Annotated in this window: 12 protein-coding genes and 2 riboswitches; of the genes, 5 read left to right on the top strand and 7 right to left on the bottom strand. The window is 64.9% G+C overall.

Features of this window, described 5'->3' with window-relative positions; genetic code table 11:
* Positions 1–2 precede the first annotated feature (2 nt).
* The 3 genes from NG698_RS18155 to NG698_RS18145 all read right to left on the bottom strand — a co-directional run bounded on the left by NG698_RS18155 (position 3) and on the right by NG698_RS18145 (position 1,607).
* The gene (locus NG698_RS18155) at positions 3–164 is read right to left on the bottom strand and encodes an LPXTG cell wall anchor domain-containing protein (RefSeq protein WP_252603415.1); all 162 of its coding nucleotides are present in this window, start codon (positions 162–164) and stop codon (positions 3–5) included.
* Between the two features lie 11 nt (positions 165–175).
* A complete protein-coding gene (locus NG698_RS18150; protein ID WP_252603418.1) occupies positions 176–1,366 on the bottom strand; it encodes a glycosyltransferase family 2 protein in 1,191 nt (396 codons plus the stop codon).
* Between the two features lie 64 nt (positions 1,367–1,430).
* Positions 1,431–1,607: a hypothetical protein gene (locus NG698_RS18145; protein ID WP_252611425.1), complete on the bottom strand. Its 177-nt coding sequence runs from the start codon at positions 1,605–1,607 to the stop codon at positions 1,431–1,433.
* 88 nt (positions 1,608–1,695) lie between these two features.
* On the opposite strand from NG698_RS18145, the gene NG698_RS18140 reads away from it, so the two are divergent.
* Both NG698_RS18140 and NG698_RS18135 read left to right on the top strand, forming a co-directional pair.
* Complete coding sequence (locus NG698_RS18140; RefSeq protein ID WP_252611423.1) at positions 1,696–1,998, top strand: DUF4193 domain-containing protein; 303 nt, start codon at positions 1,696–1,698, stop codon at positions 1,996–1,998.
* Between the two features lie 236 nt (positions 1,999–2,234).
* A complete protein-coding gene (locus NG698_RS18135; protein ID WP_252611421.1) occupies positions 2,235–2,783 on the top strand; it encodes an AMIN-like domain-containing (lipo)protein in 549 nt (182 codons plus the stop codon).
* 112 nt (positions 2,784–2,895) lie between these two features.
* On the opposite strand, the gene NG698_RS18130 is transcribed toward NG698_RS18135, so the two are convergent.
* From NG698_RS18130 to NG698_RS18120, 3 genes are read right to left on the bottom strand one after another with little or no spacing between them, the layout of a single operon-like run.
* Entirely contained in the window at positions 2,896–4,458 is a 1,563-nt protein-coding gene (locus NG698_RS18130; protein ID WP_252611419.1) for an APC family permease, read from the bottom strand.
* A gap of 13 nt (positions 4,459–4,471) precedes the next feature.
* Positions 4,472–5,497 carry an agmatine deiminase family protein gene (locus tag NG698_RS18125; protein WP_252611418.1) on the bottom strand — a complete coding sequence of 342 codons (1,026 nt, stop codon included), beginning with the start codon at positions 5,495–5,497 and terminating at the stop codon, positions 4,472–4,474.
* Positions 5,494–6,549 (bottom strand): nitrilase-related carbon-nitrogen hydrolase, encoded by a 1,056-nt coding sequence (locus tag NG698_RS18120; protein WP_252611416.1) that lies wholly within the window; start codon positions 6,547–6,549, stop codon positions 5,494–5,496. Before NG698_RS18120 ends, NG698_RS18125 begins: the two co-directional genes overlap by 4 nt.
* 212 nt (positions 6,550–6,761) lie before the next feature.
* Here NG698_RS18120 and NG698_RS18115 point away from each other — a divergent pair, with 212 nt between their 5' ends.
* Positions 6,762–7,241 (top strand): Dps family protein, encoded by a 480-nt coding sequence (locus NG698_RS18115; protein WP_252611414.1) that lies wholly within the window; start codon positions 6,762–6,764, stop codon positions 7,239–7,241.
* 97 nt (positions 7,242–7,338) lie between these two features.
* Here NG698_RS18115 and NG698_RS18110 read toward each other — a convergent pair whose 3' ends face one another.
* Positions 7,339–8,877 carry an MFS transporter gene (locus tag NG698_RS18110; protein WP_252611438.1) on the bottom strand — a complete coding sequence of 513 codons (1,539 nt, stop codon included), beginning with the start codon at positions 8,875–8,877 and terminating at the stop codon, positions 7,339–7,341.
* A gap of 115 nt (positions 8,878–8,992) precedes the next feature.
* Between NG698_RS18110 and NG698_RS18105 the strand changes: the two genes are divergently transcribed.
* Both NG698_RS18105 and gcvP read left to right on the top strand, forming a co-directional pair.
* A complete protein-coding gene (locus tag NG698_RS18105) occupies positions 8,993–9,532 on the top strand; it encodes a TetR/AcrR family transcriptional regulator (protein WP_252603436.1) in 540 nt (179 codons plus the stop codon).
* A gap of 180 nt (positions 9,533–9,712) precedes the next feature.
* Positions 9,713–9,810, top strand: a riboswitch (glycine riboswitch).
* Between the two features lies 1 nt (position 9,811).
* Positions 9,812–9,957: riboswitch (glycine riboswitch) on the top strand.
* A gap of 39 nt (positions 9,958–9,996) precedes the next feature.
* A complete protein-coding gene (gene gcvP / locus NG698_RS18100) occupies positions 9,997–12,867 on the top strand; it encodes an aminomethyl-transferring glycine dehydrogenase (RefSeq protein ID WP_256471232.1) in 2,871 nt (956 codons plus the stop codon).
* Positions 12,868–13,044 lie beyond the last annotated feature (177 nt).

Below are 13,044 nucleotides of genomic sequence, written 5' to 3'. Positions count from 1 at the left end.
ACTCAGGGACGTGCCTTGTTGTCCCGGCGGACCAGCCCCAGCAGGGCCACACCTATGAGCATCACGCCCAGCGCGGTTAGCAGTGCAGACATGACGTCCAAGCCGGTGTGCGCCAGCCCGGTTGCGCCCAGAGCGGCTCCGGAAGCGGGAAGAGCGGTGTTCATTCCGTACATTGTTAGTTGATTTCCTCGGCTGTGTATTGCGCTTCCCAGCGGTCTATCCGCCGCCGGGTGATCTTTGCGGTCAGGACTGCGCACCAGGAGGCCAGGAACCAGCCGGACCGCAGCCACATGAACAATTCCTGCGGGAAGAACGTGGCTGCTATCAGGACGTCCTTCCAGTCGCGGTGCGGAATCCGAAGCGCCCGTTTGATGTCCAGCGCCACGAACAGGATTGGCACCAGCCACCAGAACAGGACGAAGTGAAACACTCCCAACGAGAGTGACAGGACAATTACTGCGATCCACAGCAGCTTCAGGAACACGCCCAGCAGACCCATGGCCTGCTGGCCCCAGTCACGCAGGGTCAGCCGGTTAATTCCAAGGTCCAGCAGGTCTTCGACGGTGCCGACCTGCCATTTCATCCGCTGGCCCCACAGTGCTTTGACTGTCTTCATCGAGTCGGTGTAGGCGCGGACGTCCGGGGATACCTGGCAGATAAAACCCAGTTCGCGGATGCGATAGGTCAGTTCGAAGTCCTCGACCTGCGAGGTGTAGACCCACGGCCCTTCCCGGTCGTCCCGGGCCGCGATCTGCCGGAGGACGGCGTTATTGATGGCGCAGCCGGTTCCTGCCAGAACGCTGGTACGGCCCCGTCTCAGGGCCGTATCGGTCCACGTGGCGAATTCAGCCTTCTGCAGCCGGCTCAGAAATCCGGGGTCCTGCATCGTGAACTTCGACGACGAGCCACCGATGAGCGCGCCCTTTTCGGCGCTGAACTCCCGGCACCAGGCTTCGACGGCGTTCGGGGGCAGGACCGTATCCGCGTCCAGGCAGATGACCACGTCGGCGTCGAATGCGTACTTTGCCCAGGCCCGGTTCAGGGCCTCGGATTTGCGGTGTTGCAATCGTGGAAGCTCCATCACGGACACGGGGTACTTCCGCGCTTCCCAGGCCGTTGAATCGGTGCAGCCGTTGGGGATGACCACGATGAGGTCCGCGGGACGGGACTGGAGCATCAGGCCATCGAGGGTTGCCCCGATCGAGCTGGCCTCGTTGTAAGCGGGCACCAGCACGACTACGCGCAGGCCAAGTGATGCGGGGGTAGCATCGGCCGCATCGGATGCGACGCGGGCTGCCCGCCGGGTGGGATCAATGATAGACGAGCGCGTCACGTCGGCCGGGGGCAGGGACAGTGCGGCATCCATGGCGGCCTCCTCGGGTGGATTTGCAGACTCCAGTGGCCCGCGAATCCATCCTGCAGGCGCCTTCTCAGATTTCGCCCCCGGATACCGTCAAGGTTGCATCAATACCTTCTGGCCGCTCCCTGGACAGTTCCAACACAAATGTCCAGTGCCATTCGGCGTAATCCGCGAAACCGTGCTTGTCGAGAAAAGTCTCTACCTCGTCTGTAGCGGGCGAAGCGACGAAATCTGTCTGGTTGGCCACACTGTTGCCCAAGTAGCGGCATAATGACCTAAACTGCTTCACTGAGGTGCCTGAAATGGTGCCGTGCAGCGACGAAAGTGAACATGCCATGGCTACCGATTACGACGCTCCACGCAAGACTGACGACGAGGCTTCTGCCGAGTCGCTGGAGGCCCTGCAGGCATCCCGCAGCGGCAGTGCCCAGACCGCTGTCATCGACGTCGAGGAGACCGACACCGCCGAAGGCATCGACCTTCCCGGAGCCGATCTCTCCGGCGAAGAGCTGACGGTCATTGTGGTTCCCGAACAGTCCGATGAGTTCACCTGCTCATCCTGCTTCCTGGTCCGGCACCGGTCCCAGATTGCACGCGAAAAGAACGGCCTGAAGTACTGCATCGAGTGCGAAGGCTGAACGGCCGACGGCGGCACTCCGGTGAGGTGCGCCGGCGTCGTTATTATGCATAACGGCAGGGTGCAGAAACGGTGTTAATAGCGTATCGATGGCCCCGTAAAGTGCTTTAGAATTACGCCCGCGTGACCGGAACCAAGGCCGATTAACGGTTCCGCGCCGAAGCGGCAACAACCCTTTTGAGTGGCCTTGGAGACTCCTACGCTTGAGCTACCTAATCACTCGAAGGGTGGCCCACAATGAAAAAGATTCATACGTGGCTGACAGTCATTTTGATGGCTGTCGGATTGGGTTTCCTGGCTCCGGGGCCCGCCTCGGCAACCACATCGTATTGCGGACTCGTATGGGGATCGCTGGCTGAATCAGACCCGGCCATGAGCACCGCATCCGTCACCAACGTCCGGACAGGGCAGCATTACTGCTTTGACCGGATGGTGGTTGATCTCAACGGCCCTGTTGCCGGCTACACGGTTCAGTACGTTCCGACCGTGGTCCAGGACGGTTCAGGTTTTGAAATCCCGATGCGGGGTGGCGCATTCCTCCAGGTAACTGTGAACGCACCGTCCTATGACAGCAATTACAACGTCACCTACAGCCCGGCGGCAAAGGCCGAACTGTCCGACGTATCGGGATACCAGACCTTCCGGCAGGTGGCCTACGCGGGCAGCTTCGAAGGCTACACCAGCATCGGACTGGGTGTCCGTGCCCGGCTCCCGTTCCGGGTCTTCACCCTGGACGGCCCCGGATCCGGATCGCGCATGGTGGTGGATGTAGCGCACTTCTGGTGACCCGCGGTTCGCTGCTGAACCGCAGTTGAGACAAGATCAGGAAACCAAAACGGCGCCCTGCTCCGGAGACTTTCCGGGCAGGGCGCCGTGCTGTGTGCTGTGGGTGGGGCAACTACTCCGGGACCACAAGTGCAGGAGTGTCCCGGCGGATGGTTTCGCCGCGGAAGAACCCCGGGCGGAGGCGTGCCATGATCACCATCAGCACAGCCCCGAGCGCTAGGATCCCGATGCCCAGGACAAACACCAGCCCAACCCCGAAGACCTCCGAACCGCTGCCGAACTCCGGCGCCCAGCTGTCCATGGCTGTCTGCAGGAAAACCACAAACAATCCGACGCCGCCCGCTACCGGGCAGAGCAGCCGCAGCATGAAGTTGCGGACGCTGCTGAACACGCTGTTCCGGAAGTACCAGGCGCAGGCGATGGCGGTCAGGCCGTAGTAGAAGCAGATCATCAGGCCGAGGGCCAGGATGGTGTCGTTCAGGACGTTTTCGCTGATCACATGCATCACCGCATAGAACCCAGCGGACAGGATGCCCGCCGCCACTGTTGCGAAGCCCGGCGTCGAGAAACGCTTGCTGATGTGGCTGAACGGCGCAGGCAGCGCACCGTAGTGGGCCATGGCCAGCAGGCTGCGCGACGGAGACGTGAACGTGGACTGCAGGGACGCAGCGGAACTGGACAGCACCGCGAGCGACATCAGGATGGCGAACGGCCCCATGATCGGCGAGGCCAGCGCCGTGAAGAGGTTCTCGTGGTTCTCAGCGTTGTTCAGGCCAATCCCGGTATCGCCGACGCCGGCGAACATCATGGTGGAAATGGTCACCAGCAGGTAGATCCCCAGGACAACGACGGCGGTGAGGGTGCCCGCCAGTCCAGCCGTCTTTTTGCCGTTGGCGGTTTCCTCATTCACCGTCAGGCAGACGTCCCAGCCCCAGTAGACAAAGATCGACAGCGAGATGCCGGCAGCGATCTGCCCGAACGTCTCGATCCTGGTGACGTCGAACCACTCCCAGCTGAACGGGATGGCCGTTTCCGACGTGGACCAGTTCGCGAACGCCATGCCCACGAAAAGCCCCAGGACCAGCAGCTGGAATCCGACGAGTCCGTACTGGACCAGCTTGGTGGTGTGCAGGCCGCGGTAGCTCACCCACACGGCGAGGGCCACGAACACGAAGCACGTCAGGACGTTCAACGGCTTATTGGCCGCGAGGTCCGCGAGTTCAGGCGCACCCGTCAGCTGCGACAGGAAGAGATAAAAGAAGTCGACGGCCACGCCCGCCAGGTTGGACAGGACGATGATGTTGGCGGCCAGCAGTCCCCAGCCGCCCATCCAGCCCACCCAGGGGCCAAACGCTTTGGTGACCCAGGTGAACGTGGTGCCGCTGTCCGGGGAATCGGCGTTGAGTTCCCGGTAGGCGAGTGACACCAGGATCATGGGGATGAACCCGATCAGGAAAATGACGGGCAGCTGGAGCCCCGCCTCATTAACCGTGGGGCCCAGGGCGCTGGTCAGCGTGTAGGCCGGTGCGATGGTGGAAATGCCAAGAACGACGACGGCGAGGAGGCCCAGCTGCCCGCCCTTCAGTCCTTTTGCGGTGATGCCGTGCGCCGAGCCGGCCGGGTCGGTCCCGGATGGCTGGCCTGCGGGGGTGTTCGTGCGGGTGGTTTGGGTCATTGTCCAGCGCTTTCTACGAAGCAGCAGGCTGCTGTTGGGTGATGCAGTGGATGCCGCCGCCGCGGGCGAAGAGCTCACGGGCGTCAATGCCGACCACACGCCGGCCGGGGTAGGCCTCCGCCAGGATCTGCAGCGCCTTGTCATCGTTGGGGTCCCCGAACGTACAGGCGATGACGCCGCCGTTGACCACGACGTGGTTGATGTAGCTGTAGTCGACAAAGCCTTCGTCATCCCAGAGCACTTCAGGGGCCGGGACTTCGATGATGGTCCACTCCCGTCCGGCCGCGTCCCTCGTGGTGCGCAGGTGCTCGATGATGTCGCGGCTTACCTGGAAGTCCGGGTGGCGGGGGTCCTGCTGGGAATGCACCAGCAGTGTGCCGGGGGAGGGGATGGCGGCCACGATGTCCACATGACCGCGCGTGCCGAACCGTTCCGAGTCGCGGGCCAGTCCGCGCGGGAGCCAGACCACCTGCGTGGCGCCGATGGTCCGGGCGAGCTCGGCTTCGACGTCGGCCCGGCTGAGTCCCGGGTTGCGGCCCGGATCCAGCTGCACGGTTTCGGTCACCAGCACGGTTCCCTGGCCGTCCACCTGGATGCCGCCGCCTTCGTTGACCAGCGCGGACACGATGTGCGTGGCCCCGGACCGGCCCGAGACTTCGCCGGCGATCAGCGCGTCTTTGTCCCAGCGCGCCCAGTTCTGGGCGCCCCAGCCGTTGAAGACCCAGTCGACGGCGCCGAGGCTCCCGTCCTGGTCCAGCACAAACGTGGGGCCGATGTCTCGCATCCACGCATCGTTGAGCGGGGCGGCAAGTACCTCGACGGCCGGGTGCAGATAGCGGGCGGCGATGCCGACGTCGTCGGGGTCCACCACCACGGTGACCGGCTCAAATTCGACGGCGGCGTTGGCCACCGCTGCCCAGGTGGACCGGGCTGCGTGGGCAGCTTCCTCCGTGTCACCCAGGGTGTAACCGCCGGTGGGAAAGGCCATCCACAGCCGCTCCTGCGGAGCGGTTTCGGCGGGCATGCGCCACGTGCTCATGCGGTCACCTGCTGACGGTTGATTGAGCCTGTCGAAATCCCTGGCTCTTCGCCGCCGAGCGGCTGGTCACGGCGTACGGGTTCCGTAAGCCGGCCGTAGGTATCGGGGCGGCGCGTGGACAGGAAGGGGAAGAGCGTCAGCCAGTCCCGCCGCTGGTCCAGGTCGAGGTCTGCCACCAGCACTGCGGAGGCGTCACGCGGGGCCTGCACGAGGACGCGGCCGTAGGGGTCGGAGATGAAGGAGGAGCCGTAGAAGTTCAGCGTTCCTTCACTGCCCCAGCGGTTGGGGGCGATCATAAAGAGCCCGTTGGCGATGCCGTTGCCCACAATGACCTGCTGCCACAGCGGCTGGGTGTCGAATTCCGGGTGGTCCGGCTCTGAGCCGATGGCGGTGGGGTAGACCAGGATCTCTGCGCCACCGAGGGAGTAGAGCCGGGCCACCTCCGGGAACCATTCGTCCCAGCAGGTGGGCATGCCCAGCCGGGCGCCGCCCAGTTGTGCCGGCGCGTGGACCTCGTAGGCATCCGCGGCCGCCGGCCCCTGGCGGAAGAACTTGTCTTCGTAGTAGCCGGCGGTGACCGGGATGTGGAGCTTGTGCGTGCGGGCGAGCAGTTCGCCCTCGGACGACACCAGGACGGCGGTGTTCAGCCCCAGGCCGTCGTCGCTGCCGTCCGGGTTCGGTGCCTGCTGGTACAGCGAGGCATGGACAGCCACGCCGTGGCGGCGGGCCGACTCGGCAGCAAACCGGAAGGTGGGTCCGGTGAGCAGGTCCTCAGCGATGTCCGACGGCCGGGGCCGCACCGCTCCAGGGCGCGTGGTGTCATTCTCCGGGCGCGTGTCCGCGGGGTAACGGGAGAGGGTGAGTTCGGGGAGGAATACCACCGTGGCACCGAGCCTGGCTGCGCGGCCGATTCCTTCATCGAGTTCCGCCTGCAGGACGGCAGCGTCTGCATGCCAGCGGTGCTGCACAACGCCCACCCGAAGGGCAGGGCGGACGGACGGCGTTGTCCGGGCCAGGGACGTGGGTGAGTCGAGGCAGGAAATTTCAATCATGTGCTTACTTCCAGTGAGACGACCGTCACTAAATGAATGACGTTCATTTAGTATGGAGGGTGGACGGCTTTCGCGCAATGGTTTAAATGAATTCCGTTCTTTTATCTCGCTCCGTGAGATTAGTAAGCTCACTGAGAAATTTGCTTCCGGCCTGCCGCGATCGATCCCGCGGCTGATAGCGTCGGGACTACTGGACCAATCGAGGAGGATTCATGAAAGCTTCACCGACGCTGACCAATAACCTGCAGGCCGTACTTGCGGACCTGATTGAGCTGCACATCCAGGGCAAGCAGGCCCACTGGAACATTGTGGGGAACAACTTCCGGGACCTTCACCTGCAGCTGGACGAAATCGTGGATGCCGCCCGGCAGTTCGCGGATGACATGGCCGAGCGGATGCGCGCCCTTCATGCCCTGCCGGACGGCCGCAGTGCCACCGTGGCCAAGTCCACCAGCCTCGCGCAGTTCCCCGAAGGCCTCATCAACACGAAGGACGCCATCGAGCGGATCGTTGCCGCGCTTGAGGCTGCCGTGGGCACCATGCGCAAGGTCCATGACGAAGTGGACGAAGAGGATCCCACCACCGCGGACCTGCTCCATGAATTCATCGCCAAGCTGGAACAGTACGCGTGGATGGTGAACGCCGAGACCATGAAGGCCTCCGCCAGCGTCACCGCCCCTGACGCCAAGTAGTCGCCGGCCCATAGTGAGGCCACAGGCGCCCGGCGCAGGAAGGACTTCCTGCGCCGGGCGTTTATTGTGCGCTCGCCGGCTTGCCGGAGACGGGCCCCTAGTCTGCCGTCGGAACTTTCCGGAGTACGACGGCGGCAAGGACTGACGCGCTCGCCATCAGTACCAGCGCAATTGCCGCAGTGGTGTGGACGCCCGAATCAAACGCCAGGCGTGCTGCGCCGCGGAGCGCTTCCGCCAGTGGAGCAGGCAGGCCGGCGGCCAGTTCCACGGCGCCCGCCAGAGTTTCACCCGCGAGGTGTACTGCAGTGCCCGACGCCATTTCCTCCACCCCGGCCGGAAGTCGGAGATTGTGCTGGTAGGAAGCGGTCAGGATGGAGCCCAGCATCGCCGTCCCCAGCAGGGACCCCACCTCATAGCCCGTTTCGGAGATGGCGGCCGCCGCTCCTGACTTCTCCGCTGGAACGGAGCCCAGGATGAGGTCATTGGAAATGGTTTCCGCTGTGCCCACGCCCAGGGCAAGGATCAGCAGCGCGGCCAGCAGGAGGGCCGGGCCGGAGCCGTGGTCACCGAAGACCACGATTCCGTACCCGGTGGCGCTCAGGGCCAGGCCACCCGCCACCACAAAGCCCGGACGCACCTTCCGGACCAGCGGCACCACTGCCAGCCCAGCCAGCACTGTTGCCACCAGGGCCGGGATCATGGCAATTCCGGCGGCCGACGGCGTCATTCCGTCCAGGAGCTGCAGGTGCTGGGCGAGGAACAGGATGAAGCCGTTGAAGGAGAACAGGGCCAGCACGTTTGCCGTGATGGCAGTGCTGAAGACCCGGTTGCCGAACAGTGATATGTCCAGCAGGGGGCTGGCCAGCCGCTGCTGGCGGCGTACAAAGACGACGCCCATGGCCAGGCCAAAGGCAACAAGACCCACAGGAGCGGCCCCGAAACCATCGGTCGCCAGCTCCTTGATGCCATACACAACGGGCACCATTACCAGCAGGGACAGGACGATGCTGGGCACGTCCACCCGCCCGGGGCGCGGATCTTTTGATTCCGGGATGAAGGCAGGGCCGAACGCCAGCAGGGGCAGCATGATGGGCACGGCGACCAGCAGGATCGCGCCCCACCAGAACTGCTCCACCAGCCACCCGCCGAAGATGGGACCCAGGGCGGCGCCGCCGGAGAAGCCGGCAGCCCAAATGGCCACGGCCAGCCGACGCCGGTTTGGGTCCGGAAAAATGTTGCGGATCAGCGACAGGGTGGAGGGCATCAGCATGGCGCCGAAGAACCCCAGCATTGCCCGGCCCGCTATCAGCCACTCTGCGCTGGGGGCAAAGGCTGTTGCTGCTGAGACCGCGGCGAAGCCAACGCTGCCGGTCAGCAGCAGCCGTCGGCGCCCGATCCGGTCACCCAGGCTGCCCATGGCAACCAGCAAGCCGGCAAGCACCAGGGGATAGGCGTCCACAATCCACAGCAGCTGGACTCCGGTGGTTTCCAGGCTGCTCGCGATGGCCGGAAGTGCAAACGTCAACGCAGTGTTGTCCACCGCAACCAGGAGCACCGGAAACATCAGCAGGGCCAGCGCGAGCCAGTCGCGCCAGGGCGCCTTGACGGGCCCTGACGGCCTGAGGTCGGCTGCCATGGTGGATGTGCTTCGGGTGTTCTGGTTGGACTGTGTGGACAACGTCATATCAATAACTATACCGTCCAGACGGTATAGTTAAGAAACGGGGCCCGGAGCGTGCATGATTGAAGCCATGGCCAGAAATCCCGTCGCACGCGATGCAGTCCTCGACGCTTTTGAAGAACTCCTGATCGATGTGGGGGAGCGGGCTGCCACTTTGGACGCGGTGGCCAGGCGGGCCGGCGTATCCAAGGGCGGGTTGCTCTACCACTTCCCCAACAAGGAAGCGCTGATCGCTGCGGTGCTGGAGCGGCTGGACCGACTGGCCGTCGAGGACCTCGCGCTGATGGCCGCAGCAGCCGAAGGTGCGGCGGCCTACTTCATCCGTTCCTCGCTCTGGTCCGACTCGCCTATGGACCGCTCCTTCGTGGCCGCCACCCGGCTGGCTGAAGTGGCCCATGAAGAGGCCCGGCGCCGCTTTGCCGCCATCCAGCAGCAATGGTTGGACCTGATCGCGGCCGACGTCGGCACGGCCGTGGCGAAAGCCGTGCTGTACATGGGGGACGGGCTGTATTTCAACGCCATGTGGGAAAGCGGTACCACCGGGGACAGCCGGGGCAGGCATGGAGACATTGAGGAGCTCCTCGCTGCCGTGGAGCGGCTTCGCGGCTGATTCTGCTCAATCATTCGGCCAGCCTTCTGGTGCAGCCCGCGTCCATCCGGGCGCGCTGGAGCTCCACACCGGAATGATTGAGCAGAATCCGCCGACCTCATTTGCCCGGTGGCCCGGGGCGTAGGAGAATTGGACCGCGTGGCGACCATCTGCGGCCGCCACAAAATCTGAATATGCCTTTGATCTGCGGCGGGAGAGTTCTGTTAGTAGGTACAACAGGCGCCGTAGGAGCAAATCCTCCCCAGGAATCTCTCAGGCCCACGTACCGCCGCGGCCAGGCAACTCTGGAAAGTGGCAGGCCGTCCGCCTGAAGCGTCCCGGATCACTCCGGAATGTCAGGACCGCTGTGCCCACCGACGGTGCAAGCGCAGCCTAGCGGAAGCAGGCTGCGCGGAAACTCTCAGGTCCCAGACAGAGTGGGGAGGAACCCGAGTCGATGTGGCGCACCCTGCGCCGCCTTAGTAATGGAGTTCCTTGTGAGTGTTAATTCGGCCTCGGCCACTTTCGTTGACCGGCATATTGGCGCCCGCCGCCAGGCCGATATCGACTCCATGCTCAAGGCCGTCGGCTACGGCACTGTGGACGCGCTGGTGGATACGGCCGTTCCCAACGGCATCCGGCAGGATGTGGCACTCCGCCTTAAGGACGCCCTCAGCGAGGTTGAGGTCCTTGCGGAGCTGCGGAAGCTCGCGGCGAAGAACAAGACGGCTGTCCAGATGATCGGCCAGGGTTACTACGACACCGTGACGCCCGCGGTCATCCGCCGGAACATCCTCGAGGCCCCGGCCTGGTACACCGCGTACACGCCGTACCAGCCGGAGATTTCGCAGGGCCGGCTTGAGGCTTTGCTGAACTTCCAGACCATGGTCCAGGACCTGGTGGGCCTGCCGATCGCGAACGCGTCGCTGCTGGATGAAGCCACCGCCGTGGCCGAGGCTGTGCTGATGATGCGCCGGGCGAACAAGAACAAGGAGGCCCGGGACGGCAAGACGGTCCTGGATGCCGATTGCCTGCCGCAGACCATCGCGATTGTGAAGGGCCGCGCCGAAGCCCTGGGCTTTGAGGTGGAGGTCGCTGACCTGTCCAAGGGCCTGCCCGACGGCGTTATCAACGGGATTGTGCTGCAGCAGCCGGGCGTCTCGGGCCGGGTCTTCAACCACGCCGACGTGATCGACGCTGCCAAGGAGCGCGGCGCGCTCGTCACGGTCGCTGCCGACCTGTTGGCGCTGACGCTGATCACGCCTCCGGGGGAGCAGGGCGCGGACATCGCCGTCGGCTCGACCCAGCGTTTTGGTGTGCCGTTGTTCTTCGGCGGACCGCACGCGGCCTACATGGCGGTGGCGAAGGGCCTGGAGCGGTCCATGCCGGGCCGCCTCGTCGGAGTCTCCAAGGACGACGCCGGGACCCTCGCGTACCGCCTGGCGCTGCAGACCCGGGAGCAGCACATCCGCCGCGAGAAGGCCACGTCCAACATCTGCACCGCGCAGGCACTGCTGGCCATCGTCTCCTCGTTCTACGCCGTGTACCACGGCCCCGACGGCCTGAAGGCAATCGCCGAGACCACCCACAGCCACGCTGCAACCATCGCCGCATCGCTCAAGGCGGCCGGCCTGGACGTTCTGCACACAAGCTTCTTCGATACCGTCACGGTTTCCGTGCCCGGCAAGGCTGCGGCCATTGTTGCCGCAGCGGAAGCCCAGGGCATCAACCTGCGCCACATCGACGGCGACACCATCGGCGTTTCCGCCGATGAAACCACAACCCCGGCCATCGTCGCCGGCGTGCTGGACGTCTTTGGTGCCGCCGCGGTGGACGCGGCCGCCGGCACTGACACGGAGTTCGCGCTGGATGCCGCCGTCGAACGTTCCTCCGGTTACCTGCAGCACCCGGTGTTCAACACGCACCGTTCCGAGACCCAGCTGCTGCGCTACATCCGCAGGCTGAGTGACCGGGACCTGGCGCTGGACCGCACGATGATCCCGCTGGGTTCCTGCACGATGAAGCTGAACGCCACGGCAGAGATGGAAGCCATTTCCTGGCCGGAGTTCGCCTCGATCCACCCGTTCGCCCCGGATTCCCAGACCGTGGGCTGGCGCGAACTCATCACCGATCTCGAAGACCAGCTGACCGAGATCACGGGCTACGACCAGGTGTCCCTGCAGCCGAATGCCGGGTCCCAGGGCGAGCTCGCGGGCCTGCTGGCCATCCGCGGCTACCACCTGTCCCGCGGCGATGCCCAGCGCACGGTCTGCCTGATTCCGGCTTCGGCGCACGGCACTAACGCAGCCTCCGCTGTCCTGGCGGGCATGAGGGTCGTTGTGGTTGCCACCGCCGCGGACGGCAGCATCGACCACGCTGACCTGAATGCCAAGATCGAGGCGAACAAGGACGCCCTTTCGGCGATCATGATCACCTACCCGTCCACGCACGGTGTCTACGACGCCGATGTCCGTGAGGTGTGCGATTCGGTGCACGCTGCCGGCGGCCAGGTTTATGTGGACGGCGCCAACCTGAACGCGCTTGTTGGCCTGGCGCAGCCGGGCAAGTTCGGCGGCGACGTCTCGCACCTGAACCTGCACAAGACGTTCTGCATCCCGCATGGCGGCGGCGGACCCGGCGTGGGCCCGGTCGCGGCGAAGGCCCACCTGGCGCCGTTTATGCCGGGTAACGCAGCCACGTGGACCGAAGGCAATGACGTCCCGATCTCTGCCTCACGGTTCGGTTCTGCCGGTGTCCTGCCCATCTCCTGGGCGTATGTGAAGCTGATGGGTGGCGAGGGCCTGACCGAGGCCACGAAGTCGGCGCTGCTGGCGGCGAACTATGTTGCGGCCCGCCTGAATGAGTACTTCCCGGTTCTCTACACCGGCGAGGGTGGGCTGGTGGCGCACGAGTGCATCCTGGACCTCCGCGGGCTGACGGCGAAGACCGGCGTCACCGCGGAGGACGTGGCCAAGCGCCTCATCGACTACGGTTTCCACGCCCCCACCCTCGCGTTCCCGGTGGCGGGCACGCTGATGGTGGAGCCCACCGAGTCCGAGGACCTTGTGGAGATCGACCGGTTCATCGACGCGATGATCACCATCCGCAAGGAAATCGACCAGGTGGCCAACGGCGACTTCACTGTCGAGAACAGCCCGCTGCGCCACGCACCCCACACCGCGTCCGCCGTCGTATCTTCCGGCTGGGCCCGCGAGTACCCGCGTGAGCAGGCCGCCTTCCCGGTCCACCACCTCAAGCAGGACAAGTACTTCCCGCCCGTCGGCCGCATCGACGGCGCAGCCGGGGACCGCAACCTGATCTGCTCCTGCCCGCCGCTGTCTGAGTTCGAAGACTAGAGTCCGGGCCCGGCAGACCGGAGTTTTCACGCGTGCTGCGCCCCACCGGCTCCCTAGCCTCGCAAGCTCGGCGAGGGAACCCTGCCGGTGTGGGCCCAGAGCAGGCAGAGGATGCCGGGGACCTGCCGCCCCAACCGGAGGCTTTAGACTTGTGGCTACGCAACCCCTGAGATTGGA

Origin of the sequence: Pseudarthrobacter raffinosi (assembly GCF_023913735.1) — a bacterium.
Lineage (GTDB): Bacteria > Actinomycetota > Actinomycetes > Actinomycetales > Micrococcaceae > Arthrobacter > Arthrobacter raffinosi.
Note: the sequence above shows the minus strand (reverse complement) of the source record. Positions and strands in the feature narration are given on the sequence as shown.

Excerpts from the sequence above, each read along its gene's own strand:
- NG698_RS18155 (WP_252603415.1), bottom strand. The coding sequence starts at position 164 with ATGAACACCGCTCTTCCCGCTTCCGGAGCCGCTCTGGGCGCAACCGGG.
- NG698_RS18150 (WP_252603418.1), bottom strand. The coding sequence starts at position 1,366 with ATGGATGCCGCACTGTCCCTGCCCCCGGCCGACGTGACGCGCTCGTCT.
- NG698_RS18140 (WP_252611423.1), top strand. The coding sequence starts at position 1,696 with ATGGCTACCGATTACGACGCTCCACGCAAGACTGACGACGAGGCTTCT.
- NG698_RS18135 (WP_252611421.1), top strand. The coding sequence starts at position 2,235 with ATGAAAAAGATTCATACGTGGCTGACAGTCATTTTGATGGCTGTCGGA.
- NG698_RS18130 (WP_252611419.1), bottom strand. The coding sequence starts at position 4,458 with ATGACCCAAACCACCCGCACGAACACCCCCGCAGGCCAGCCATCCGGG.
- NG698_RS18125 (WP_252611418.1), bottom strand. The coding sequence starts at position 5,497 with ATGAGCACGTGGCGCATGCCCGCCGAAACCGCTCCGCAGGAGCGGCTG.
- NG698_RS18120 (WP_252611416.1), bottom strand. The coding sequence starts at position 6,549 with ATGATTGAAATTTCCTGCCTCGACTCACCCACGTCCCTGGCCCGGACA.
- NG698_RS18115 (WP_252611414.1), top strand. The coding sequence starts at position 6,762 with ATGAAAGCTTCACCGACGCTGACCAATAACCTGCAGGCCGTACTTGCG.
- NG698_RS18110 (WP_252611438.1), bottom strand. The coding sequence starts at position 8,877 with ATGGCAGCCGACCTCAGGCCGTCAGGGCCCGTCAAGGCGCCCTGGCGC.
- NG698_RS18105 (WP_252603436.1), top strand. The coding sequence starts at position 8,993 with ATGGCCAGAAATCCCGTCGCACGCGATGCAGTCCTCGACGCTTTTGAA.
- gcvP (WP_256471232.1), top strand. The coding sequence starts at position 9,997 with ATGGAGTTCCTTGTGAGTGTTAATTCGGCCTCGGCCACTTTCGTTGAC.